The sequence below is a fragment of the Mediterranea massiliensis genome (genome assembly GCF_900128475.1).
In the GTDB taxonomy this organism is placed as follows: domain Bacteria; phylum Bacteroidota; class Bacteroidia; order Bacteroidales; family Bacteroidaceae; genus Bacteroides; species Bacteroides massiliensis_E.
Window position 1 is genome coordinate 902,126 of the sequence record NZ_LT635839.1, and the last position, 20,835, is coordinate 922,960.

Annotated in this window: 22 protein-coding genes, 2 tRNA genes and 1 pseudogene; 17 read left to right on the forward strand and 8 right to left on the reverse strand. The window is 46.8% G+C overall.

Translation table 11 applies throughout. The features are described 5' to 3' along the window. The 7 genes and pseudogenes from BQ7483_RS17165 to BQ7483_RS17195 all read left to right on the forward strand — a co-directional run. A pseudogene (locus BQ7483_RS17165) lies at nucleotides 1–306 on the forward strand (peptide chain release factor N(5)-glutamine methyltransferase); the annotation flags it as partial. Then, nucleotides 303–779 carry a regulatory protein RecX gene (locus BQ7483_RS17170; RefSeq protein ID WP_072546726.1) on the forward strand — a complete coding sequence of 159 codons (477 nt, stop codon included), beginning with the start codon at nucleotides 303–305 and terminating at the stop codon, nucleotides 777–779. The pseudogene BQ7483_RS17165 and the gene BQ7483_RS17170, both read left to right, overlap by 4 nt. 90 nt (nucleotides 780–869) lie before the next feature. After that, entirely contained in the window at nucleotides 870–1,511 is a 642-nt protein-coding gene (pyrE, locus tag BQ7483_RS17175) for an orotate phosphoribosyltransferase (protein ID WP_072546727.1), read from the forward strand. Between the two features lie 96 nt (nucleotides 1,512–1,607). Further along, a complete protein-coding gene (locus BQ7483_RS17180) occupies nucleotides 1,608–2,021 on the forward strand; it encodes an SRPBCC family protein (protein ID WP_072546728.1) in 414 nt (137 codons plus the stop codon). A 35-nt stretch (nucleotides 2,022–2,056) separates the two neighbouring features. Next, nucleotides 2,057–3,397 carry an argininosuccinate lyase gene (gene argH / locus BQ7483_RS17185; RefSeq protein WP_072546729.1) on the forward strand — a complete coding sequence of 447 codons (1,341 nt, stop codon included), beginning with the start codon at nucleotides 2,057–2,059 and terminating at the stop codon, nucleotides 3,395–3,397. 91 nt (nucleotides 3,398–3,488) lie between these two features. Next, nucleotides 3,489–3,564 (forward strand) — tRNA-Gly (locus BQ7483_RS17190). Nucleotides 3,565–3,570: 6 nt separating this feature from the next. After that, nucleotides 3,571–3,655: transfer RNA gene (locus BQ7483_RS17195), tRNA-Leu, on the forward strand. 423 nt (nucleotides 3,656–4,078) lie between these two features. Here BQ7483_RS17195 and BQ7483_RS17200 read toward each other — a convergent pair. The 6 genes from BQ7483_RS17200 to BQ7483_RS17225 all read right to left on the reverse strand — a co-directional run bounded on the left by BQ7483_RS17200 (nucleotide 4,079) and on the right by BQ7483_RS17225 (nucleotide 8,528). Further along, on the reverse strand, nucleotides 4,079–4,273 hold the full coding sequence (locus tag BQ7483_RS17200; protein ID WP_072546730.1) for a hypothetical protein: 195 nt from the start codon (nucleotides 4,271–4,273) through the stop codon (nucleotides 4,079–4,081). Nucleotides 4,274–4,657: 384 nt separating this feature from the next. Beyond that, on the reverse strand, nucleotides 4,658–5,593 hold the full coding sequence (locus BQ7483_RS17205; protein WP_072546731.1) for a phage/plasmid replication domain-containing protein: 936 nt from the start codon (nucleotides 5,591–5,593) through the stop codon (nucleotides 4,658–4,660). A gap of 54 nt (nucleotides 5,594–5,647) precedes the next feature. Then, complete coding sequence (locus BQ7483_RS17210) at nucleotides 5,648–6,121, reverse strand: hypothetical protein (RefSeq protein ID WP_072546732.1); 474 nt, start codon at nucleotides 6,119–6,121, stop codon at nucleotides 5,648–5,650. Continuing rightward, on the reverse strand, nucleotides 6,118–6,408 hold the full coding sequence (locus BQ7483_RS17215) for a helix-turn-helix domain-containing protein (protein ID WP_072546797.1): 291 nt from the start codon (nucleotides 6,406–6,408) through the stop codon (nucleotides 6,118–6,120). Before BQ7483_RS17215 ends, BQ7483_RS17210 begins: the two co-directional genes overlap by 4 nt. 199 nt (nucleotides 6,409–6,607) lie before the next feature. After that, nucleotides 6,608–7,312, reverse strand: coding sequence for a hypothetical protein (locus tag BQ7483_RS17220; RefSeq protein WP_072546733.1), 705 nt, complete (start codon nucleotides 7,310–7,312; stop codon nucleotides 6,608–6,610). A 4-nt stretch (nucleotides 7,313–7,316) separates the two neighbouring features. After that, the gene (locus BQ7483_RS17225; protein WP_072546734.1) at nucleotides 7,317–8,528 is read right to left on the reverse strand and encodes a site-specific integrase; all 1,212 of its coding nucleotides are present in this window, start codon (nucleotides 8,526–8,528) and stop codon (nucleotides 7,317–7,319) included. A gap of 578 nt (nucleotides 8,529–9,106) precedes the next feature. Here BQ7483_RS17225 and BQ7483_RS17230 point away from each other — a divergent pair. From BQ7483_RS17230 to BQ7483_RS17260, 7 genes are read left to right on the forward strand one after another with little or no spacing between them, the layout of a single operon-like run. Continuing rightward, nucleotides 9,107–11,788, forward strand: coding sequence for a DNA methyltransferase (locus BQ7483_RS17230; protein ID WP_072546735.1), 2,682 nt, complete (start codon nucleotides 9,107–9,109; stop codon nucleotides 11,786–11,788). Beyond that, nucleotides 11,785–12,627 (forward strand): AbiJ-NTD4 domain-containing protein, encoded by an 843-nt coding sequence (locus BQ7483_RS17235; protein ID WP_072546736.1) that lies wholly within the window; start codon nucleotides 11,785–11,787, stop codon nucleotides 12,625–12,627. The genes BQ7483_RS17230 and BQ7483_RS17235 overlap by 4 nt, the downstream gene beginning before the upstream one ends. Nucleotides 12,628–12,660: 33 nt before the next feature. Continuing rightward, a complete protein-coding gene (locus tag BQ7483_RS17240; protein WP_072546737.1) occupies nucleotides 12,661–12,882 on the forward strand; it encodes a DUF3791 domain-containing protein in 222 nt (73 codons plus the stop codon). Beyond that, a complete protein-coding gene (locus BQ7483_RS17245; protein ID WP_072546738.1) occupies nucleotides 12,879–13,127 on the forward strand; it encodes a hypothetical protein in 249 nt (82 codons plus the stop codon). The genes BQ7483_RS17240 and BQ7483_RS17245 overlap by 4 nt, the downstream gene beginning before the upstream one ends. Beyond that, on the forward strand, nucleotides 13,114–15,099 hold the full coding sequence (locus BQ7483_RS17250) for a DEAD/DEAH box helicase (protein WP_204246019.1): 1,986 nt from the start codon (nucleotides 13,114–13,116) through the stop codon (nucleotides 15,097–15,099). Before BQ7483_RS17245 ends, BQ7483_RS17250 begins: the two co-directional genes overlap by 14 nt. Next, on the forward strand, nucleotides 15,096–16,301 hold the full coding sequence (locus BQ7483_RS17255; RefSeq protein WP_072546739.1) for a GIY-YIG nuclease family protein: 1,206 nt from the start codon (nucleotides 15,096–15,098) through the stop codon (nucleotides 16,299–16,301). Before BQ7483_RS17250 ends, BQ7483_RS17255 begins: the two co-directional genes overlap by 4 nt. Nucleotides 16,302–16,338: 37 nt before the next feature. Then, on the forward strand, nucleotides 16,339–17,970 hold the full coding sequence (locus BQ7483_RS17260) for an HNH endonuclease (RefSeq protein WP_072546740.1): 1,632 nt from the start codon (nucleotides 16,339–16,341) through the stop codon (nucleotides 17,968–17,970). 98 nt (nucleotides 17,971–18,068) lie between these two features. On the opposite strand, the gene BQ7483_RS17795 is transcribed toward BQ7483_RS17260, so the two are convergent. After that, nucleotides 18,069–18,167: a smalltalk protein gene (locus BQ7483_RS17795; protein ID WP_021846582.1), complete on the reverse strand. Its 99-nt coding sequence runs from the start codon at nucleotides 18,165–18,167 to the stop codon at nucleotides 18,069–18,071. Nucleotides 18,168–18,355: 188 nt separating this feature from the next. Continuing rightward, on the reverse strand, nucleotides 18,356–18,856 hold the full coding sequence (locus tag BQ7483_RS17265; RefSeq protein ID WP_072544937.1) for an HU family DNA-binding protein: 501 nt from the start codon (nucleotides 18,854–18,856) through the stop codon (nucleotides 18,356–18,358). A gap of 671 nt (nucleotides 18,857–19,527) precedes the next feature. Here BQ7483_RS17265 and BQ7483_RS17270 point away from each other — a divergent pair. From BQ7483_RS17270 to BQ7483_RS17280, 3 genes are all read left to right on the forward strand, one after another. Continuing rightward, entirely contained in the window at nucleotides 19,528–19,947 is a 420-nt protein-coding gene (locus tag BQ7483_RS17270; RefSeq protein WP_072546741.1) for a hypothetical protein, read from the forward strand. Continuing rightward, nucleotides 19,893–20,504 (forward strand): hypothetical protein, encoded by a 612-nt coding sequence (locus tag BQ7483_RS17275; RefSeq protein WP_139247684.1) that lies wholly within the window; start codon nucleotides 19,893–19,895, stop codon nucleotides 20,502–20,504. Before BQ7483_RS17270 ends, BQ7483_RS17275 begins: the two co-directional genes overlap by 55 nt. After that, the coding region (locus BQ7483_RS17280) for a hypothetical protein (RefSeq protein WP_139247685.1) at nucleotides 20,452–20,835 on the forward strand (384 nt) is incomplete at its 3' end. The genes BQ7483_RS17275 and BQ7483_RS17280, both read left to right, overlap by 53 nt.

Consider the following 20,835-nt stretch of genomic DNA (forward strand, 5'->3'; position numbering starts at 1 on the left):
GACGTCATCGTCAGCAACCCGCCCTACGTCACCGACTCCGAGCGGCGCGACATGGAGCCCAACGTCCTCCGCTGGGAACCCTCGCTGGCCCTCTTCGTGCCCGACGACGACCCCCTGCGCTTCTACCGCCGCATCGCCTCGCTGGGACGGCAGCTGCTGGCCGGCGGCGGACGGCTCTATTTTGAGATCAACCGCGCCTATGGCCCCCAGACGGCAGACATGCTCCAGTCCCTGGGCTACACCCACGTCCGTGTGGAAAAAGACCTTTCGCAGAACCCCCGTTTCGTTATCGCAGAAAAATCATGAAAGCAGCCATCAGTGAACAAGAAGCCCTGAGCCGCCTGGCGGCCTGGTGTTCGTCGGCCGAGCATTGCCGGGCCGAAGTTGGCGAGAAAGCTCTCCGCTGGGGGCTGTCCGCCGAGGCGGCCGCCCGCATCGTGGCCCGTCTGGAAGAAGAGCGTTTCGTCGACGACGAGCGCTACTGCCGCGCCTTCATCCGCGACAAGTCTCTTTTTGCCGGGTGGGGCAAGGTCAAGATCGGCCAGGCCCTGCGCCTCAAGCGCATCCCCGAGTCGGTCTACGCCCCCCTGCTCGACGAGGTGGTCGACGCCGACGCCTACCTCTCGTCCCTGCGTGCCCTGCTTGCCTCGAAGCGGAAGACCCTCCGCGCGCGCAACGACTACGAAGCCCGCGCCAAGCTCGTCCGCTTCGCCCTGGGGCGCGGCTTTTCGATGGACGACATCGGTCGCTGCATCGACCTCTCCGATGAAAATGAATGAGGCGTGAAAAAAAATATCGAGCATTCTTTTTCTATTTTCATTCTGTTTCCGTACTTTTGTACCATATTTGATTATAAACAATAATCCGCTATGAGAAATTTAGAAAAGTTGTTCGCAGAGAAGTTATTGAAAATTAAAGCAGTAAAGATTCAACCGGCCAATCCCTTCACCTGGGCTTCGGGCTGGAAATCGCCTTTCTATTGTGATAACCGCAAGACGCTTTCTTATCCTTCTCTCCGCAATTTTGTAAAGATTGAAATAACACGACTGATTCTCGAACGTTTCGGGCAGGTCGACGCCATTGCCGGTGTAGCCACGGGAGCCATCCCTCAGGGCGCGCTGGTGGCCGACGCGCTGAACCTGCCGTTTGTATATGTCCGCTCCACCCCGAAAGACCACGGTCTGGAGAACCTCATCGAAGGCGAGCTCCGTCCGGGCATGAAGGTAGTGGTGGTCGAGGACCTCATTTCGACGGGCGGCAGCAGCCTGAAGGCCGTTGAAGCCATCCGCCGCGACGGTTGCGAGGTGATCGGCATGGTAGCCTCCTACACCTACGGCTTCCCCATTGCCGAGAAAGCCTTCAAGGACGCCAAGGTGCCCCTGGTGACGCTCACCAACTACGAAGCCGTTCTCGACGTGGCCGTGCGTACGGGTTATATCGAAGAGCAGGACATCCCCACGCTCGACGAATGGAGAAAAGACCCTGCACACTGGGACGCCGCCGGAAAGTAAGAATCTTGATTTGTAAATCCATAGTAAGAAAAGAACTGTTCGGACAGCTCCTGCCCGGGTAGTTCTTTTTTGCCTTAAAAATGAACTGAGTAGATTATGACGAAATTTGAGAGTGGAGTGAAGGTGATTCCCGCCTCCCAAAGCGCCGTTTACGGCAAATTGTCCGATTTGAGCAATCTGGAGAAAATCAAGGACCGCCTGCCCGAAGACAAGGTGAAGAACCTGTCGTTCACGGCAGACAGCCTCAGTGTCGAAGTGCCTCCCGTGGGGACCATCACCCTGGAGATCGTGGAGCGCGAGCCCGAGAAGTGCATCAAGTTCGGCACCACCACCTCGCCGCTGCCCTTCAATCTGTGGATACAGATCGTGCCCACGGGCGAGGCCGAGTGCAAGATGAAGCTCACCATCGGCATGGAGCTCAACCCCTTCATGAAGGCGATGGTGCAGAAGCCCCTGCAGGAAGGACTGGAAAAGATGGCCGACATGCTGGCCCTGATACAATATGAATAACGATTGAAAACAATTTGTGTGGAGGAAATAGTGACATGGCACAGAAACTTTGGGAAAAATCAGTACAAGTAAACAAGGATATCGAGCGCTTCACCGTGGGGCGCGACCGCGAAATGGACCTCTACTTGGCCAAGCACGACGTGCTGGGCTCCATGGCCCACATCACCATGCTCCAGAGCATCGGCCTGCTCACCGCCGCCGAGCTGGAGCAGCTCCTGGCCGAGCTGAAGCAGATCTACGCCCTGGCCGAACGGGGCGAGTTCGTCATTGAAGACGGCGTCGAGGACGTCCATTCGCAGGTAGAGCTCATGCTCACCCGCAAGCTGGGCGACGTGGGCAAGAAGATACACAGCGGCCGCTCGCGCAACGACCAGGTGCTGCTCGACCTCAAGCTCTTCACCCGCGAGCAGATCAAGGACATCGCCCTAGCCGTCGAGCAGCTCTTCGACGTGCTCATCCGCCAGAGCGAGCGCTACAAGGACGTCCTCATGCCCGGCTACACCCATCTGCAGATCGCCATGCCCTCGTCCTTCGGCCTGTGGTTCGGCGCCTATGCCGAGAGCCTCGTGGACGACATGATGTTCCTGCAGGCCGCCTTCCGCATGTGCAACCGCAATCCCCTCGGCTCCGCCGCCGGCTACGGCTCGTCCTTCCCCCTCGACCGCTCGATGACCACCCGCCTGCTGGGCTTCGACTCCATGAACTACAACGTCGTCTACGCCCAGATGGGCCGCGGCAAGATGGAGCGCAACGTCGCCTTCGCCCTGGCCACCATCGCCGGCACCCTCTCCAAGCTGGCCTTCGACGCCTGCCTGTTCAACAGCCAGAACTTCGGCTTCATCAAGCTGCCCGACGAGTGTACCACCGGCTCCAGCATCATGCCCCACAAGAAGAACCCCGACGTCTTCGAGCTGACCCGCGCCAAGTGCAACAAGATCCAGTCGCTGCCCCAGCAGATCATGATGATTGCCAACAACCTGCCCTCGGGCTACTTCCGCGACCTGCAGATCATCAAGGAAGTCTTCCTGCCCGCCTTCCAGGAGCTGAAAGACTGCCTGCAGATGACCACCTACATCATGAACGCGGTCAAGGTGAACGAACACATCCTCGACGACGACCGCTATTCGCTCATCTTCAGCGTCGAGGAAGTCAACCGCCTGGCCCGCGAAGGCATGCCCTTCCGCGACGCCTACAAGAAGGTGGGTCTCGACATCGAGGCCGGCCGCTTCACCCCCTGCAAGGAAGTGCACCACACCCATGAAGGCAGCATCGGCAACCTGTGCAACGACCGCATCGCCCAGCTGATGCGCCAGGTAGTAGAGGGTTTCAACTTCTCCACGATGGAGCAGGCCGAGAAAGCCCTGCTGGGTCGTTGAGTTAGTCGTGGTAAAAAAAATGTGTCTGAAAAGTTTGGCCGTCCAGCGGAAACTGCTTATCTTTGCACCCGTCCTTTTTCGGACACAGTTTGCGGAAATAGCTCAGTTGGTAGAGCACAACCTTGCCAAGGTTGGGGTCGCGAGTTCGAGTCTCGTTTTCCGCTCCAAAGGATGCTCGAATGGTGGAATCGGTAGACACGAGGGACTTAAAATCCCTTGGCCATTGCGGCTGTGCGGGTTCAAGTCCCGCTTCGAGTACAAAGAATATCCTGTAAGTCTTTGACTTACAGGATATTTTATTTTTATGGGTAGCCAAAGGGTAGCCAAAAACAACACTACCCATACTTTTAAGGCTGTTTTAGATGAGGCTATACCAACAAAGAAAAACGGGCAAACCTTTTGGTTTCCCCGTTGTATTCCCGTTCATTGCTTTAAACTTAGTATGTCACCACAAAAAGCTTTTTTTATAAATCTATCCAAAAAATCCAAATTTTGCAATTTATGTAAAGCGGGGCGGGGTGAGGTTTATCATCATCCCGCTACAAAAAATAATCCCCCTACCCTTATTATATGTTGACACACATGTAGCCTCAGCTCAAATCTTGTTCAACAGCTTTTGTGCATTTTAATAATATCCTCTCTAAAATTTTTGTCAATGAGTATGTTGCATTACTTTCCATCTTAATATAATTCATTTTTGTCTTTCTTATACATTTCACATTGCCTTTGTAAATGCTCAACCTTTTGTCTATACTTATTAGCTTCTTCCATCCAAAACAAACATGATTGATCAATTGCCTCTTTTTCTTCTTTTAGCTGTCTGATCTGCTTCTTTAGTTTGTACACCCATTTAGAATAAATCTCTCTGTTCTCCATAATTCTAATACATTTAAAGACAATGCCCTTTGTTTAGGTGTCCTCGGCTGTATTAGTTGCCGCGTGGGCGTTTCCGCTTCCACCACCATACAAAGGGCAAAATATCTTCATCCAACCGTTTGTTACGGCTGCTAATACATTTAGGTATTGCAAAGTTAATAAATTCTTTCTGATTTGTTATATTGTGCAGATCATATACTGACATCGTTGAGGCATTCCTATGTGAAACCTGCATCTCTCTATCTTCCAGACTTAGCCTACAATTACATCCATCTTCATCGTGTGCAATTCTATATAAAAATTCTGTCACCAAATCAGTAACCTTGATATTGGGTTACTGATTTGGTAACAGAAAACAGCTTAATATAGAGTGTTTACCGTGTGCTATCGGTAAAATTTCACTGCCTCGCTTACTTTCTTATCAAGTTCCTGTATTGCATCATTTGGAATGATTAAACCATCTTTTATTTTACAGGCTTCATTTATTGCTTCTCTTAAGTCAAAGGCTTGCTTTTTGGTTAACTCACCCCGTTTTTGAGCTTCTTTTATTTGCTCTATCATCTGGATTTGCCCGCCTGCTTTTTCAATCAAAGAAAGCACTCCCATTTTGTAAAGTTGTTGTTTGCTTTTCATCGCTTGAAAGTTTAGTGATACATCGTTTATTTTCTGGATATCCTTGTATTTGTCTTTCCACCTGTTTAATATGTCAATATAAAAAGCCTCATCATAAAGCATTGCCCCCGTTACTTCACCGACTTTCAACTGTGAGGCTATTCTATTGGTGTACCTTTGTTCATACCTTAGTACATTCCTGCCCTCATACAGTTCTGGTATCGGTTCTCTGTTGTTTTTTTGCTCCCTGTTTTTGTCATAAAAGCACAACCGCCCGCCTGTCTGATTGTAATATACACCGTTAGGCTCTTGCAATCTGGTTGCATACTTCAACATTCCCAAATGATTAAAATAAACTTCTGGCGGGTGTCTTGTAATAAAGTTCTGAGCTATATCCAAACGGGTAACGGTGGCTTTACTCATTGGAACATGCAAAGTTTCTGATAGGCTTTCTATTGCCCTTTGAGTGTCGTCCCGTCCCATCGTCTGGAAATTATCGCCCAAATACCACTTACACAAACTGCCGTCTTTTATTTTTATTTGATATCTGTTGAGGCTTATTTTAAGCCCCTTAAGGCTTCCCGTTATCACTATATCACCGTTGTAGTTATGTTCTCCTACATTCTCCAGATAGCAAGGCGTTTCAGCAAGAAAATCCACACCGCCTGCCTCGCTCTTGAGTAATCTAAAATTTACAGTATCATACATAACGGCTGCTGGCTTGATTACATAATGCAGTTTGGTATAGAGTAATCACGATTTTTATAGCTCGGTTACTGTTTTAGTAACCTGCTTTCTTAAATGGTTCATTTCATCATCAAATCCATCATCTGCAAGAATGTTATAAAGTTGGTTTCTGTTGTTTCTTTGTCCACGTGCCACAAATAATTCTATAACCGCCCCTGCCTGTATTTCTCCGTTTATAAACTCTGTGTTTTTGTGAACAAATAAAAAAGCGTCTGTTGTTCCTTTCATATCTCCATACCAATATGGCAAATTCAGATCTGGATTATACACGCTGCTTATGTGTATTGTCCTTGATAATACTAAGTCTGCCTTTCTTTCCTTTCCTGCCTTGGTGTGGGTATTATCACCGATATACAGAAACAAATCACCCCTTTTATTTCTCAATGCTTCTAATGGATCATAACTACTTGTTGAGGCTGTGCAATCTATTCTCAATTTACTTTTTTGATTGGGTAGTTTTTCAAATCGATAGTAGTCTGTGAGTATCATAACCTACCTCCTTTCTTCATGCAAAAAGCCTGTGCTTGTTGCTCTATTTCTGTGTTGGTTGCTACTCGGTTGCTTTGCAACCATTGTTCTAACTCCTGACGGTTGAAATAGCACATTTTCCCCATCGGCTTAAAGTGTGGTATCTGCTGCCTCATTGTCAGTTTGTAGAGGTAGCTTTTGGATACTCCCATATACTTTGCTGCCTCATCGCTCGTTAGCACTTCTTTAGTGCAAAAGATTGTGTTTGCCGTTACAAGGTCGGCTATCTGTTTTAATTCCTCTGTCATATTTCCATTATTAGAGGTCTGGGCTTCTGGGTAGAGGTGCAAGGCTCACCCGTCTTTGCCCGTTGTAATCTTTTAGAATAGTCTTGCACTCGCTATCCATCTGACTACAAGGGCAAAGGTAGAGGGTAAAGGAAACAAAAAGCCCCTATATGGTACCCACATAAGGCACATATAGGGGTGTAATGCTTGTAATTATCGGCTACTCAAATAATTCATCTACTTTTTTATAACCATCGGGTAAAGTTCCTGTTTTTTGGTAGTCATTTTTTGCTCCAGATAGCCCTTTTATATTAAACAGGGTTTCAAAAGGCTTCCAACTTGTTTTTGCTTTGCCGTCATACTCGCCTTTATCTAAATTTAAATATTCACTTGCTTTGTCGGCAAAGTAAGCTAACAATGATTTTGTTTTAAGCCATTTGTAGTTGTTATCACATAACTTGTTTTGTATAGCACTTTGTAGTAATGCTTTGGCTCGTTCTGTATCTAATTCACTTGGTAATGTGATGTTACCGCTTTTAAGTTCTTTATTGCAATATTCCTTAAAAAATGTCTTTACAAACCTTATATTATTGACAAGGGGAGTAATAGCCATAAAATATTTTAATCTATTATCACTTGTAAAATCTGATTTGTTACAGTGCAATAGTGCTTTTACATCATCCTCTAATTCAACTATTTTTAAAGCTCCTATATCATCGTTTGTATCTACAATATAGTTACATGCTTGCTTTATAGAAGTGATTATATTTCCTATCTCTGTTATTAAAGCCATTTGAAATTTTTCATCTTTCAAAATGGCGTTGCTGTATAAATCTGGCATATAATCATTGTCTAAAAACAATCTATGCTCCCTTAATAGTAATCCTGCCTTTCTTATAATTTCAAACATTTCACTTTTCCCCATAGCGTTAAATGTTGAGTTTTGGCAAACTGTTTATTGCAGCCTCTTTAAGACTATCAACCGCCCGTGTGTATTTCTCTGTATGCTGTATGCTACTGTGTCCTAACAGGCTTGCTACGGTCTTTATGTTAGCCCCATTATTAAGGATATTCACGGCAAATGAATGTCGCCCACAATGCCACGTTATGTGTTTGGTTATTCCAGCCTTTGCCGTCCAATGTCTTAGGGCTTTAAGGCACATTTCTTGGCTTGGTAGCTTGAATATCTTTTCACCTGGGTTATCTGTTGAGACTGTACCAATCAATGCCAATAAGCCATCATTTAAGGGTATATTCACATAGCTTTTGCTACTGTGTCCCTGTGTTTTCTTCTGGTTGAATGTTAGTACCCTGTTTGAATAGTCCACGTTGGTAAAGGTCAAATCTTTAATATCACAAAATCTTATGCCTGTGTACAAGGTAAAGATAAAAGCCCGCCTTGTTTCTGGGTTCTGCCCTTTGTAGGTTGTGGCTATAAGCTGTTGCATTTCTTCTATTGAAAGTATATCTTTCTTTAGTGCTTCCTCATCAGCCTTGCAAACTATATCCTCACAGGGATTTTTCCTTAGAATGTCTTTCTTTACAGCCGCTTTGACTATCTTTTTCCATCGCTTCCAATGTGTCAAAGCTCCCTCGCCTTTGCTAATGCTTTGCAGATATTCTACAAAGTGTTCCATCATGTCGGGGGTTATCTTTTCTGGGGAAATGTTGTTTTTGTATAGTGGATATTCTAAAGCAATGAAATCAGTAAACCGTTTCTGAGCGGCTTTAATCATACGTTTGTCTCCTTTGGTGTATTCATCATAGTAGGCTTGTATGAAATCAAAGAAATTCACCTCCTTTGCCTTTAGTCTGTAACCCAATGTGCCGTCCTTCAGTTCCTGTTCTCGTTCATGTCTTATCTCCTTTGCAAGTTGTAGCGTTTCTTTGTTCTGCTGTCTTTCAAGTGGAGTTCTGGGGGCTTGCCATAGATACAGCTTCAAAGCCTCCCTTTTACGCTCTTTTCTCGCTACTTCTTTATCCTTAGCCTCATCATAGACCATTCTGTAACCCAAATAGTAGTCTAAAAAAAGGCTTTCCCTGCCATCTGATAAAATCTTTGCCCCTAATTTGGGATTATCTGTATCATCTGTGCTAATGATATAGGTATTATCAGATCTTATTTCTTTCTTTGCTGCCATAACTTATTTGCTCTTTATTTCCTTTGATTGCAAATATAGTTATTTATTTTATTCTGGGTAGCCAAAGGGTAGCCAAAAACGGCAAAATATATATCTTTTTATGAAATCAAGTGAAAATATAATTCTCTAAATATTATTGTAAATCAGCTATTTATATTCACTTGTTATTCTTTTGTTTTCCCTTAAAATAAGGGTACTGTACCCGCTTCGAGTACACAGCTTTTGTGTAGAGACGCCTCTTGATTGCAAGAATCGGGAGGCGTTCTTTTTTTGCGTGGGGCTGCGATGCCCATTCCGTTCGTCTTTTCATTTTTAGTTAACTGTAATTGTCATCTGTCATGGCGCGGAGCTCTTCCTGTCTTTCTCTGCCGAACTATCCGTTTTTTTCGGATAGTTGCTTCTTTTTTGCCAATTATTAGAAGAAGCAATTAAGAACCAATATGTGTTTCCAATGCACCTATATGTGTTTTCCCAAACTTTATAGGGTAAGAATTTATGGGAAAAATTATGGACTATCACATTTTTCTTTACCTTTGTGAAACATAACTATTCAGGTGAAAATCTTACAATTTTAAAGCATGGCCAAGAAAACGAAATCTTTTTCCCATATCGAGGCGCAGGATGCGCTGGAGAAGCTGAACGAATCCCATCCCTCGGGCGAAGAACTGGTGTACCACTTGTTGAGCATCTTTTGCGGGTATGGTGAGGGCAATATACGCCGCATTCGCGAAGGAGTGGGCAACAAGGCAAAAGACGGACGCACCATCCTGATACCCAACCTCATTGCCTATCGTCCTAAAGGACTGTTCGACTTTCACGACGAAATCAAGGATATGCAGACAGATGCACGCATCGTCAAGCAGACGCCCCGCCTCTATGTAGTGAGCGATGGAAAAACGATTGTCGCTGCCGACCCCAAGGAACAGGACATCTATGAGAATGAAGTAGCCCTGATGTGGAAAGACTTCGAATTTTTCTATCCCTTGGCCGGCATCGAGAAGATACGCAATGTCGAAGAGGCGGAAGCCGATGTGAAGTCGGCCGAACTGATGGCCAAAATCTTCGACGAAATACGCCGCCACAACGACATCAAGGACAAGACGGAGATGCACAACCTCAACATCTTCATGTCGCGCCTGCTCTTCTGTTTCTTTGCCGAAGATACCCGGCTCTTCCCTGAACCCCAGCTTTTCACCAACTCCATCAGGCAGCACACAGCCGAAGACGGCCACGACCTGGCCGAGTTCATCGACCGTGCTTTCTTGGCCATGTCCACCGATAATCCTGCCGTGCTCGACACACTTCCGAAACAGTTCGCCATTTTCCCTTACGTCAATGGCGGTCTGTTCGAACAACGGCTGCCCATCCCTGTGTTGAGCCGCCGCGCCCGTGTATTGATGATCAAGTGTGGCGACTTCGACTGGAAAGACATCAACCCCGACATTTTCGGCTCGATGATACAGGCCGTCGTTACGCCCGAAATGCGTGCAGGGCTGGGCATGCACTACACCTCCGTGCCCAATATCATGAAACTCATCTGCCCACTGTTTTTGGATGAACTGAACGAGGAGTTTGAGGTGGCCAAGGGTACAAAAGACATCAGGCGCCTGCGCAAGCTGCTGGTTCGTTTGGGAAAAATCAAATTCTTCGACCCTGCCTGCGGAAGCGGCAATTTTCTGATTGTTTCCTACAAATGTGTGCGCGAACTTGAAATCAAGATTTGGCAGGTTTTGCGCGAATGGGGCGAGCCCGAACTCCCCATGTCGAACATCAACCTGCAACAATTCTATGGCATCGAGATAGACGATTTCGCTTGCGACACGGCTACCCTTTCTCTTTGGCTGGCCGAGCATCAGATGAATATCAAGTTTGAAACGATTTTCAAAGTTCGCCCCAACGCCCTGCCTTTACGCCCCAGCGGGCACATTGTTTGTGGCAATGCGTGTCGGCTGGATTGGGAAAAAGTTTGTCCGCATACGGCGGAGGAAGAGGTTTATGTGATGGGGAATCCACCGTATTTAGGGAAAAGTTTGCAGGAAGAATCCCACAAAAATGATATGAATTTTGTTTTTAACGATGTTTGTGCGGGATGGAAATCTCTTGATTATATTTCATCATGGTTTTATAAAGGTGCATGTTATTGCAAAAAGACAAATGCATCTTTTGCTTTTGTTACAACGAATTCAATTTCCCAAGGTCAACAAGTTTCAATATTATGGCCTTTATTATTAAAAGATGGTTTGTCAATTTCATTTGCGTATAAATCTTTTAAATGGAAGAATAATGCTAAAAATAATGCAGGGGTAACTGTGAGCATCATTGGAATATCCAATAATCCTTTAAAGAAGAAAATTTATGGGGATAATAACATCAGGCTGGTAAATAATATCAATCCTTATCTTATTGAGTTCCCCAATGAAATTATATATCCTTTAAGTAAACCTATTTCATGCTTCCCTATAATGGATTATGGAGTGAAAGCTGTTGATGGTGGTAATTTGATCTTATCTACTTATGAGAAAGATCTATTTTTGAATAATCATCCTAATCAAGAATATTTTATAAGAAAATTTATAGGTTCTGAGGAATATATTAATGGCAAGGATAGATTTTGTTTATGGATTGATGATGAAAAACTTACTGAAGCACTTGAAATCCAAGAAATAGCATCTCGTATAGAAAATGTTAAGCAGATGCGCTTAAACAGTCGTGATGAAGGAGCACAAAAATTAGCTCAACGGGCCCACCAGTTTCGTGAGCACCCTGAGTTAAGCGAATGTATCATTATTCCTCGTGTTTCCTCCGAACGTCGTGAATATATTCCAATAGGATATTTAGATGCGGGAACTGTAGTTGCAGATTCAGCTTTTGCTATCTATGACGCCCCTCTTTGGCTCTTCGGCATTCTCACCAGTAAGATGCACATGGCTTGGGTAAAAACAGTAGGAGGACGATTGAAGACAGATTATCGTTATTCTGCCCAGCTATGCTACAACACCTTTCCTTTCCCTGCTATCAATGAAGCGCAGAAAGCAGAGTTGGAGAAGTTGGCGCAAGAAGTATTGGACGTGCGCGACCAGCATTTCGACATGACGCTGGGCGAGCAATACAATCCTGAAACCATGCCCGAAGCCTTGAAAGAAGTACATCATCGCCTCGACCTGGCTGTGGAACGTTGCTATCGTCCAGAGCCTTTCTCTTCGGATGAAGAGCGTTTGGAGTGTTTGTTTAAGTTGTATGCTAAAATGACGAAGAAATGAATATACCATTTTCTCAGAGATACGGATATACAAAACCGTCTAATGTAATCATACGTGAAGATTTATCAGGAGCAATTTTAAATGCTGTCTCGAATGCTTTTATTGAATTATATGATAAGGATGAATTCTCATTAGTTTTTCGTAGAGAAATGAATCGTGATTTTGCCCGATATTTTCTAAATTACCGATTAGATAATATAGACCAATATATTCCATATTACATGTACTTTATCAATAATGAAAAAGAAATATGGCATAAACGTATTGACGCTATAGAATGGATTATAGCATATCATAGAAAACAGCTTTGTAACTCTAAACTTAATCAGGAACATGCGAAGAGCCAATCTGCATTAAATAAATTCATTGAAAAAATGAATTGGGAATTTAAGAGGCTTAATTATGCGTATAGGATTATTAATGACGTTTTCATTGAAACCACTTCAGAAAGTGAGTTATCTACTATAAATGAAACATTAGAATCAGCGGATAGTAATGTCATCACTCATTTGTCAGAATGTCTAAAATTGATGTCTCCGAGTAATCCCCAATTAAGTACTCGTAATGCTATTAAAGAAGCGATAAGTGCTGTTGAAGTAATTGCTCGTAAGGTTACAAACACAAAGACACTTGATGATGCCTTTAAAAAATTCGATAATTTACATCCTCAAATTAAAAGTTCAATGTCTTCGTTATATCAGTATACCAATCAACCTAATACGGGGATACGGCATGCATGGATAAATCAAAAAGAGGAACCTACTATAGACGAGGCTATCTTTGTTTTGGTGACAGGATGTGCTTTTATTAACTATCTGAGGAAATTATATAATAAATAATTTGTATATTTAGCACATCTAAAACATAAAAGTATGAAAGACAAAGAACTCGATATCGCCTATTTTCTTTCTTTCTGCATCGAGCAGTATGGAAAGAAGCATCGGTTGAATGGGGACGAAGTAGTCTCCCTGTTCGACCGATACGAAGTGCTGCCCTATCTGGAGGATAATTTCGAGGTGCTGCACACGCAAGGCCACCAGTGGCTGATGGAGGAAATAGGCGAAAAGATTAATGCCAAGGAGGTCAGCCTATGAATCTGGACATTACCAACAAGAACCTGTATCTGCTGCTGCCCAGTAAAGTCAGTCGCGTGGCGCAAATCTATGCGCACGAACACCACGTTACGATCATTGAGGCCATGCGCCGTTTTTATCATTCGGACACCTACAAAAGGCTGGCCGACGAAACCACCAAGCTGTGGCACTACGGACCAGTTGCCCTCTATCAGGAATTTACAGACGAATTGAAACAGGAAGGAAACGAATATGGGAATAAATAACCTTGTCAACATAGAATACGCCCAGACAGGGCAATCGAGCGCGACAAACGAACTGGGTATGCGCGAAATGCAGGCCATGGTGTACGAACAGCGTCAGCGGCCCTATTTGCTGGTGAAAGCCCCGCCCGCATCGGGCAAGAGCCGTGCCATGATGTTTGTGGCCCTCGACAAACTGGCGAACCAAGGCATCAGAAAGGTTGTCGTCGCCGTGCCTGAAAAATCCATCGGCCGTTCGTTCAGAAACACGAATCTGAAGGACTATGGTTTCTTTGCCGACTGGAAGGTGGTGCCTTACTACAACCTGTGCGACTCGCTGGGATCGGAAACGTCCAAACGCAAAGTGCTGGGTGAGTTCCTGCACCCTGAAAACAAGACACAAATATTGGTGTGCACGCACAGCACCCTGCGCAATGCCCTAAAGGATATTCCCAACGAGTGGTTGGACGAGGTATTCTTTGGCATCGACGAATTCCATCACACCTCGGCCGATGCCAATAATAATTTGGGCGAACTGATACGCCGACTGCTCAACGAAACGTCGGCACACATATTGGCCATGACGGGCAGTTATTTCCGTGGGGATGCCATTCCTGTGATGCGGCCCGAAGACGAAGCCAGGTTCCAACCCACCATCAACTACAACTACTACCAACAGCTCAGCGGATACAAGTACCTGAAGAGTCTGGGCATCGGCTACCAGTTCTTTACAGGCAAGTATATCACGGCAATGCCCGAAACACTCGATACAACGAAAAAGACACTGATACACATCCCCAATGTGAACTCCAAAACGGCTTATGCATCGAAGTACGACGAGGCGGCCGACATCATCCGTTGTATAGGAGAGATTGTGGAAACGGATTACGAACACCACATCTACCATGTACAGACCCCCGACGGGCGTATCCTAAAGGTAGGCGACCTGGTAGAGGACAATCCTTTGCGCAGGGATGCCCTTCAGGCCTACCTGCAACGTATGAATTCGCGCGACGCGCTCGACATTCTGATAGCACTCGGCACAGCCAAGGAAGGTTTCGACTGGGCGTGGTGCGAATGCTGCATCACCATCGGCATACGTTCGTCGCTGACCGAAATCGTACAGATTATAGGACGCTGTACGCGCGACTGTGAGGGCAAGACGCATGCGCAGTTCATCAACCTGATACCTTGCCCCGACGCCGCACAGGAAGACGTCACGATGGCCGTCAACGACTTTCTGAAAGCCATTTCGGCCTCCCTGCTGATGGAGCAGGTCATGGCGCCCCGCTGGACGTTCAAGACCAGGCGGGATGAAGATGCCCCCGACGAGGCGGCAGACGAAAGCCTGACGAGAGGAACCGACCGCAGGCATACCATCGAGGTAGAAGGACTGCCCACGCCTACCGAACGGGCACAGGCCATCATCGACAACGACCTCGACACGCTGATAGCCACCACGCTATCGGACAAGCGCATCCGCGAAGCCATCCTTGGCACAGATATGGCCGAAGTCATTACGCAGGTGTATATCCCCAAAATCATTGCCGAGAAATACCATAATCTGACGGAGGAAGAGGTGGACCAGGTAGCCAAACACGCCATCCTGACTATAGCCACGCAGGGACAGGACATTACGACGGACGACAGCGGCAACAAGTTCATCCGTCTGGCCAACCGTTTTGTCAATCTGGACCATTTGTCCATCAACCTGATAGACTCCATCAACCCCTTCCAGCGTGCCTACGAGATATTGTCCAAATCGCTGACGCCCGAGGTGTTGCACACCATCCAATACGAGATAGAGTCACAGCGCGAAGAAATGACCCGCGAAGAAGCCATCGTGCTGTTCACCAAGTACCTGCCCAAGTGGAGGGAAGAGCACGACAATAAAGTGCCGACGCTCAACGAGGCCGACGCCAACGGCCGGCGCATTGCAATGGCCATTGAATATTTGCGTAAACTGAAACAACAATCACTTGCGAAGAAACAATGATAAACTGGGATAAAGAACTGGAGAAAATTTTCAATGATCCTCTTTTGGCCGATGTCACTGCTCCCCCAAAGAAGACAACTTCCAGCGACCGTCTGATAGCCGGCTTTCAGCGTATTGTGGAGTTTGTAGAGGCCAACGGGCGTCGCCCGCAGGGCGATGCCGACCGCGAAGAGCGCAGCCTCTACAACCAGCTGAAAGGCATTCTGGACGACCCTGCGAAGAGAGAGCGTTGCCGTCCTTATGACAGCGTAGGACTGTTGGACGACGCAGGCGGCCAGGTGGTTTCCGAACCTCCATCTGCCTATGGCCTGTCTGTGCAGACGCCTGAACAGCAGCTGGAGGCTATCTTTGCCGACCCGCTTCTGGATGACGTAGGGCAGGCAGGTGGCAGTCTGTTCGACTTGCCCGACTATATGAAGCGGAAGCTGGAAGAAAGGCGGGAGGCCGATTACGTGGCCCAGCGGGTGAAGTGCGAGGATTTCGGCTCGTTCGAAGCGGGTTTCAAGGCGGTACATGCCGGCCTGAAGTCGGGCAAATATCGTTTGATCAGGTTCAAGGAAGCCCATGTGGCACCTGGCCGATATTTTGTGGAAGACGGCATACTGGTATATATAGCAGGTATGGACCAGATAGAAAAAAACAGGCACGGCCGAAACAACAGCCGTACCCGCTGCATTTACGAAAACGGAATGGAGTCGGGCATCTACATGCAGACGCTTTGCAAGAACCTGTATCGCACAGGCTATACGGTACAAGACCTGTCGGCTGTGGAGGAAGACTACCTGAAAAAACATTTCTCCGTCACCTCCAACGATGTGGAAAGCGGCTTGATTTATGTCCTCCGCTCGTTGTCGAAAGACCCTGAAATAAAGTCTATCCCCAACCTGTATAAGATAGGTTTCACAACCACACCGCTGGAGGCTCGCATAGCCAATGCCAAAAACGAGCCCACCTACTTGTGTGCCGACGTGGAAACGGTAGCTACCTGGCGGGTGTACAACGTGAAAAGCTCTGTTTTTGAATCGCTGATACATAAGCTCTTCGACGGCGTGCAGCTGCAAGTGACCGTCGATGGAAAGCGTCCCAAGGAATGGTTTGTGGTGCCCTTCCCTGTGATAGAGCAGGCGGTGATGTACATCGTCAGCGGCAAGCCTGTGGCCTATGACAAGAATATACAGCAGTTGATAGATTTGAGCGAGTAATAATAACAATAGTTAATAGCTATAAATAGATATAAGCATGGCACATTCACTCTATTTAAGTAGACTGACCTCGACACAAAGAGAGGAACTTATTAGAAAACTATGGGAGATACAAAAGCATAAATGTTTCATTTGTGGGAAGGAAATAGATTTGGATCTCCATAAAAATGATATTGACATTGATCATGTGATACCTTTACAGGCAGGTGGTAAGGACGATGAAAGTAATCTGGCCATCACATTTAGTAGTGCCAATCGTTCCAAACAGGCCAAGGATTTGAACCTCGCCCGCATTGAATGGAACTATCGCAATCTTCAGGAAAAACTGAAAGCGCAAGGACGTGAACTTCCTAATTTGGCTGATGTCTTGATGGATGTTTGCGGTAATGAACCATTGAATCTTATTTTTAAAGACAATGGGACATCCATTAGCTTTACATTTTCTGCACTGGGGCATCCTGAAATAATTACCGTACCTGTTTATACCGATGCATTGGCAAAAGAACGCTATTTCTTCTGCAACTTTCCGATTGAATTCATCAATCATGATGCGACAATCAATCCGCGTGCCATCGGTCCAAATGTATTCAATTTGATTGAGGAATTTTATAAAGGAAATCCCCAGCTGCATGTTTCTTTAGGATATATACAGATTGCGGATGATAAGGAAAGTTGTGTCAAGCTGTTTGACGGGCAACACAAGGCGGCTGCTCAAATCATGTTGGGCGTCAAGGAAATACCGGTTCGTGTATTTATTGACCCTGACATTGACAAGTTGAGGAAAAGTAATCTAAATGCTGGTTCCAAACTGAAACAAGTGGCTTTTGACAAGTCAGTACAGCGTAATTTGGGAAGTACCATTTATTTTGAACGTGTCAAACGATATCAAATGGCGAAGGAACTCTCTGAAGACTGCTTGTCTTTTTCAGAAAAAGATTTGATAAATTTCTACAGTGGAGAGTCGAGAGAAATCAAGAAATATATTCTTGATGCCGTTCGTACGCGCATCATTCGTCATGAGCAGAATAAACTTGTACCCTATATTGAAATGGGTGGTAAGGCAAAAGATAAGCCTTTGTCCTATTCTTCGATAGAGAAGACATTCTTTTCTTTCTTCATCAGTCAGGATGCTTTAAGTACAACATTGGATTATCGCTCTGAAGAAGGACTTAATCCTCGTTACCTTGAGGTGGAACAAATTGTGAAGTTGATGAACATTATAGCTGATAAAATTGTAATTGGAAAATTTGATTTGGATAAGGGTACCAATCAAATAGAAAATAAGATACAGAAAGGGGAAGAGCCAGATTGGAATCATGTCGTAGCCTATCGTATGCTGAAGGAAGAAATAATGTATGTATGGTTGGGCTTAGTGAAAGATGTCATCAGTCAGTATTATCTGATAAGTGAGGGAATGTTTGTAGGAGATGGACATGACCTGTTTCAACGAAAATTCCCCACTAACCTGTGGCGGAATATTGAGAATTTTATTGTAAACCTATCTCTGTTGCCATTATGGAAGAGTAAAGAATTGTCGAGTACCATTTTTGGCGGTAAGAATAACTATGAATTTTGGAAAAAAATATTTGTGACAGGTAAATCTCCCAATGGCGAACAAGTTTTGCCTGAACCATTGAATATCAGTAAGATGGTTATCAGTGCTGATTAGTTTAATTAATAATACGCTCATGTGAATCACCCGCCCCTCATTCTCTGAGGCAGCGGGTGTTTCATTTAGTGTCTGTGTTGTCGGCATGCAGCGCAGGGCTACATCATGCAGCTGGTGACGCCCAGCGTGGTTCCAATGGCGGTCAGGATGGTGACCAGCGTCTGGATGATGGTTTTCCAAATTGTTTTCTTGTCCATTTCTTTAATTGAGAATTGAAAATCTTCGTTAATTGAGAATTGAAAATTGAGAATTGAAAATTTAATTGAAAGTTGAGAATTGAAAATTGAAAATTAAGTTCGGCCGCATTCTTCATTTTCCATTTTCAATTAGCTTCGCTCAAAACCTCCTTTAATATTTACACTAAGGAATAGTCTCCATTTTCAATTTACAGCGGGCTTCCTTCCTGGTCGTCGCCGTCACTGCCGCTACCGCCGGGCTCGGGTTCCGTGCCGTCGTCGGTCAGCGTGCCGCCGGCGGTGTAGACGGCCAGCTCGGTGACGCGCGTGGACTTGCGCAGCTCGCTGTTGCTCCAGGTCTTGGTGTTGCGCACGTTCAGGTGGACGCCCGTGATGAGGCTGGTGTCCCAGGCGTCGGCCGTGTCGGCGCCCTTCGAGGAGATGCCCACGGAGAACAGGCCCAGGTCGCCCAGGCGGACGGACTTGCCGTCGAGCACCAGCTCCTTGAGGCACGACAGCATGTCGATGAGCACGCCGTGGATGACGCCGCGGGAGTAGGGCGAGTTGTGTTCAGAAATGTGGGTGACGAAGTCTTCGAATTCCACCGTGCGGTCCTGCACGGCGCGGGCGTACCACTTGGCGGGTGCGTCGGGGTTCTGAGGCGACTTGGCCTGATAACGTCTGTACTTCAATGTTCCGATTGTTGACATAGCTTTGTTGTTTTAAATTGTGCTTAATTAATTGATAATTGAGAATTGAGAATTGAAAATGATCTTGCTCCGGCCGCAGGCAAATTCTTCATTCTTCATTCTTCGTTCTTCATTTACGAAGGCAAAGATAAGCGCTTTCCCACGTATCGCCAAAAACAGGGTATCGGTTTTATGCAAAAATCTGTTAATAAAATCGGAAAATTGTGTTAATAAAACTAACACGCTGATTTACAGGAATGAAAACGGCATTTTCGCGCGCGGAAAGCATCGCTTTGTGTGCCGATGTGCATCGGACGCCTTTCGGGGAGGTGTTTTTGCCTGCCGGGCGAAATGGATAAAACAAAACTGTCATCTGTCATCTGTCACGGAACACGGACCGCCCGATTTTCATGACAGATGACAGATGACAGTTTCCGAATTTCAGTTTTGAGAGCGCGCTTACAACTTTTATATTATATATATAAATATATATATATAATATAAACTATAATTACTAATTCTCCCGCATCGATTTTCAGAAACTGTCATCTGTCATCTGTCATGGAACGGGCCGGAATGTTTTCTCTCAGATTTGTGGGGAAAGGGGTGTGATTTCTGAAAACTTGTATTATCTTTGCAGAGCGAAACGCTAAAAAAATGGAGTAACCTTAATCTACTGCAAAACTACGATTATGAAATTTGCCATCTACAAATTCGAGCTGGTCCGGGCGGACCAGCAGGAGCTTTTCAAAGACGGGGAGTGTGTGGGCGAGAACCCGCAGGAATATCTGGACAGGCTGCTGGACGCAGCTCGGCTCAATCTGTATCGGACGAAGAAGAACGGCGAGACGGCCGTCTATCCCAACGACATTCTGAAGGTGAGGCAGGGCGTGGCTTTGCTGCACGTGTGCAACCTGACGCAGGTCAGCATCTGGGACAAGTACCAGGAGCGCAGGGAGGTGTCGAAGCCTTTCTGCCGCGTCATCATAGACAACCGGCCCGGCGTGGCGCAGATGGCCATCGAGCGGGCGGGGCCTTCGACGGCGACCCCGACAAGGTGCGGAATATCCTGCAGGAGTCGCTCCACGCCCTGCTGGCCCCTGTGGGGCTGACCATCGAAATCCGCGCCAAGATGCGCGTGAAGGACTTCTGGAACACGGTGGAGGAACAGATGCGCAAGAAGGACGAACGGGTGAAGCGGGTGGTGTTCGACTTTCCCGACCCCGACCGCGGCGGACCCGTGGACGCGCCGCCCTCCATGATAGACCACCTGCGCTTCCTGCGTTCGCTCTCGTCGGCAATGGGGGCGGCACGCAGCTCGTACAAGATGGAGGCCACCCGAAAAGGGACGCTGACGCTGGAACGCACACGCCAGGACCTGGCACAGATGGTGTCGCTCTGCTGCAACAACGGCTACCAGATCAGCGTGCACTTCCATCGGATGGGCGTGTACCGCTACGGCGAGCGCGTGCATGCCCTGTTCGACATCGAGGAGGACACGCTGACCGACTTCATCAACGGCCAGTATGCCATGGGGAGCGACGATGGAGGCACGCTCACCTATACGCTGCTGGAGACACTGGACAACATTCGCGAACTGACAAAAGAATACGACAATGAAACACAGACTGACAAACGAAGAAAGAGAATGCATAGACATGCGGTTTGAGGACGACGTGCTCTACCGGCTGGTGGCCGACGTGGCCCGGCACGACGGAGGGCGGAGGCGGTCGTTCAGGCTGTCGCCCGAGGAGGTGATGGTGCTGGTGGCCGACCTGCTGGACGGGCTGAAGGAAGCCCCCGACGACGCGGAATACCGGTGCCAGACGGCCTGGGACGCGCTGCTGTATGACGTCCGCCTGCTGGATGCGGACGCCCCCGAGGACGACGTGCGCGACGCCACGGCGATGGTGCTGGAGCTGGCGGCACTGCTGCTGTCGCTGACCGACGAACCCTGGCACCGCACCTGTACGCTGGAGCTGATGTGCGCCCTGCAGGAA

Bases quoted from the DNA above. Each gene is read 5' to 3' on its own strand.
- BQ7483_RS17170 (WP_072546726.1), top strand. From the start codon at position 303: ATGAAAGCAGCCATCAGTGAACAAGAAGCCCTGAGCCGCCTGGCGGCC.
- pyrE (WP_072546727.1), top strand. From the start codon at position 870: ATGAGAAATTTAGAAAAGTTGTTCGCAGAGAAGTTATTGAAAATTAAA.
- BQ7483_RS17180 (WP_072546728.1), top strand. From the start codon at position 1,608: ATGACGAAATTTGAGAGTGGAGTGAAGGTGATTCCCGCCTCCCAAAGC.
- argH (WP_072546729.1), top strand. From the start codon at position 2,057: ATGGCACAGAAACTTTGGGAAAAATCAGTACAAGTAAACAAGGATATC.
- BQ7483_RS17200 (WP_072546730.1), bottom strand. From the start codon at position 4,273: ATGGAGAACAGAGAGATTTATTCTAAATGGGTGTACAAACTAAAGAAG.
- BQ7483_RS17205 (WP_072546731.1), bottom strand. From the start codon at position 5,593: ATGTATGATACTGTAAATTTTAGATTACTCAAGAGCGAGGCAGGCGGT.
- BQ7483_RS17210 (WP_072546732.1), bottom strand. From the start codon at position 6,121: ATGATACTCACAGACTACTATCGATTTGAAAAACTACCCAATCAAAAA.
- BQ7483_RS17215 (WP_072546797.1), bottom strand. From the start codon at position 6,408: ATGACAGAGGAATTAAAACAGATAGCCGACCTTGTAACGGCAAACACA.
- BQ7483_RS17220 (WP_072546733.1), bottom strand. From the start codon at position 7,312: ATGGGGAAAAGTGAAATGTTTGAAATTATAAGAAAGGCAGGATTACTA.
- BQ7483_RS17225 (WP_072546734.1), bottom strand. From the start codon at position 8,528: ATGGCAGCAAAGAAAGAAATAAGATCTGATAATACCTATATCATTAGC.
- BQ7483_RS17230 (WP_072546735.1), top strand. From the start codon at position 9,107: ATGGCCAAGAAAACGAAATCTTTTTCCCATATCGAGGCGCAGGATGCG.
- BQ7483_RS17235 (WP_072546736.1), top strand. From the start codon at position 11,785: ATGAATATACCATTTTCTCAGAGATACGGATATACAAAACCGTCTAAT.
- BQ7483_RS17240 (WP_072546737.1), top strand. From the start codon at position 12,661: ATGAAAGACAAAGAACTCGATATCGCCTATTTTCTTTCTTTCTGCATC.
- BQ7483_RS17245 (WP_072546738.1), top strand. From the start codon at position 12,879: ATGAATCTGGACATTACCAACAAGAACCTGTATCTGCTGCTGCCCAGT.
- BQ7483_RS17250 (WP_204246019.1), top strand. From the start codon at position 13,114: ATGGGAATAAATAACCTTGTCAACATAGAATACGCCCAGACAGGGCAA.
- BQ7483_RS17255 (WP_072546739.1), top strand. From the start codon at position 15,096: ATGATAAACTGGGATAAAGAACTGGAGAAAATTTTCAATGATCCTCTT.
- BQ7483_RS17260 (WP_072546740.1), top strand. From the start codon at position 16,339: ATGGCACATTCACTCTATTTAAGTAGACTGACCTCGACACAAAGAGAG.
- BQ7483_RS17795 (WP_021846582.1), bottom strand. From the start codon at position 18,167: ATGGACAAGAAAACAATTTGGAAAACCATCATCCAGACGCTGGTCACC.
- BQ7483_RS17265 (WP_072544937.1), bottom strand. From the start codon at position 18,856: ATGTCAACAATCGGAACATTGAAGTACAGACGTTATCAGGCCAAGTCG.
- BQ7483_RS17270 (WP_072546741.1), top strand. From the start codon at position 19,528: ATGAAATTTGCCATCTACAAATTCGAGCTGGTCCGGGCGGACCAGCAG.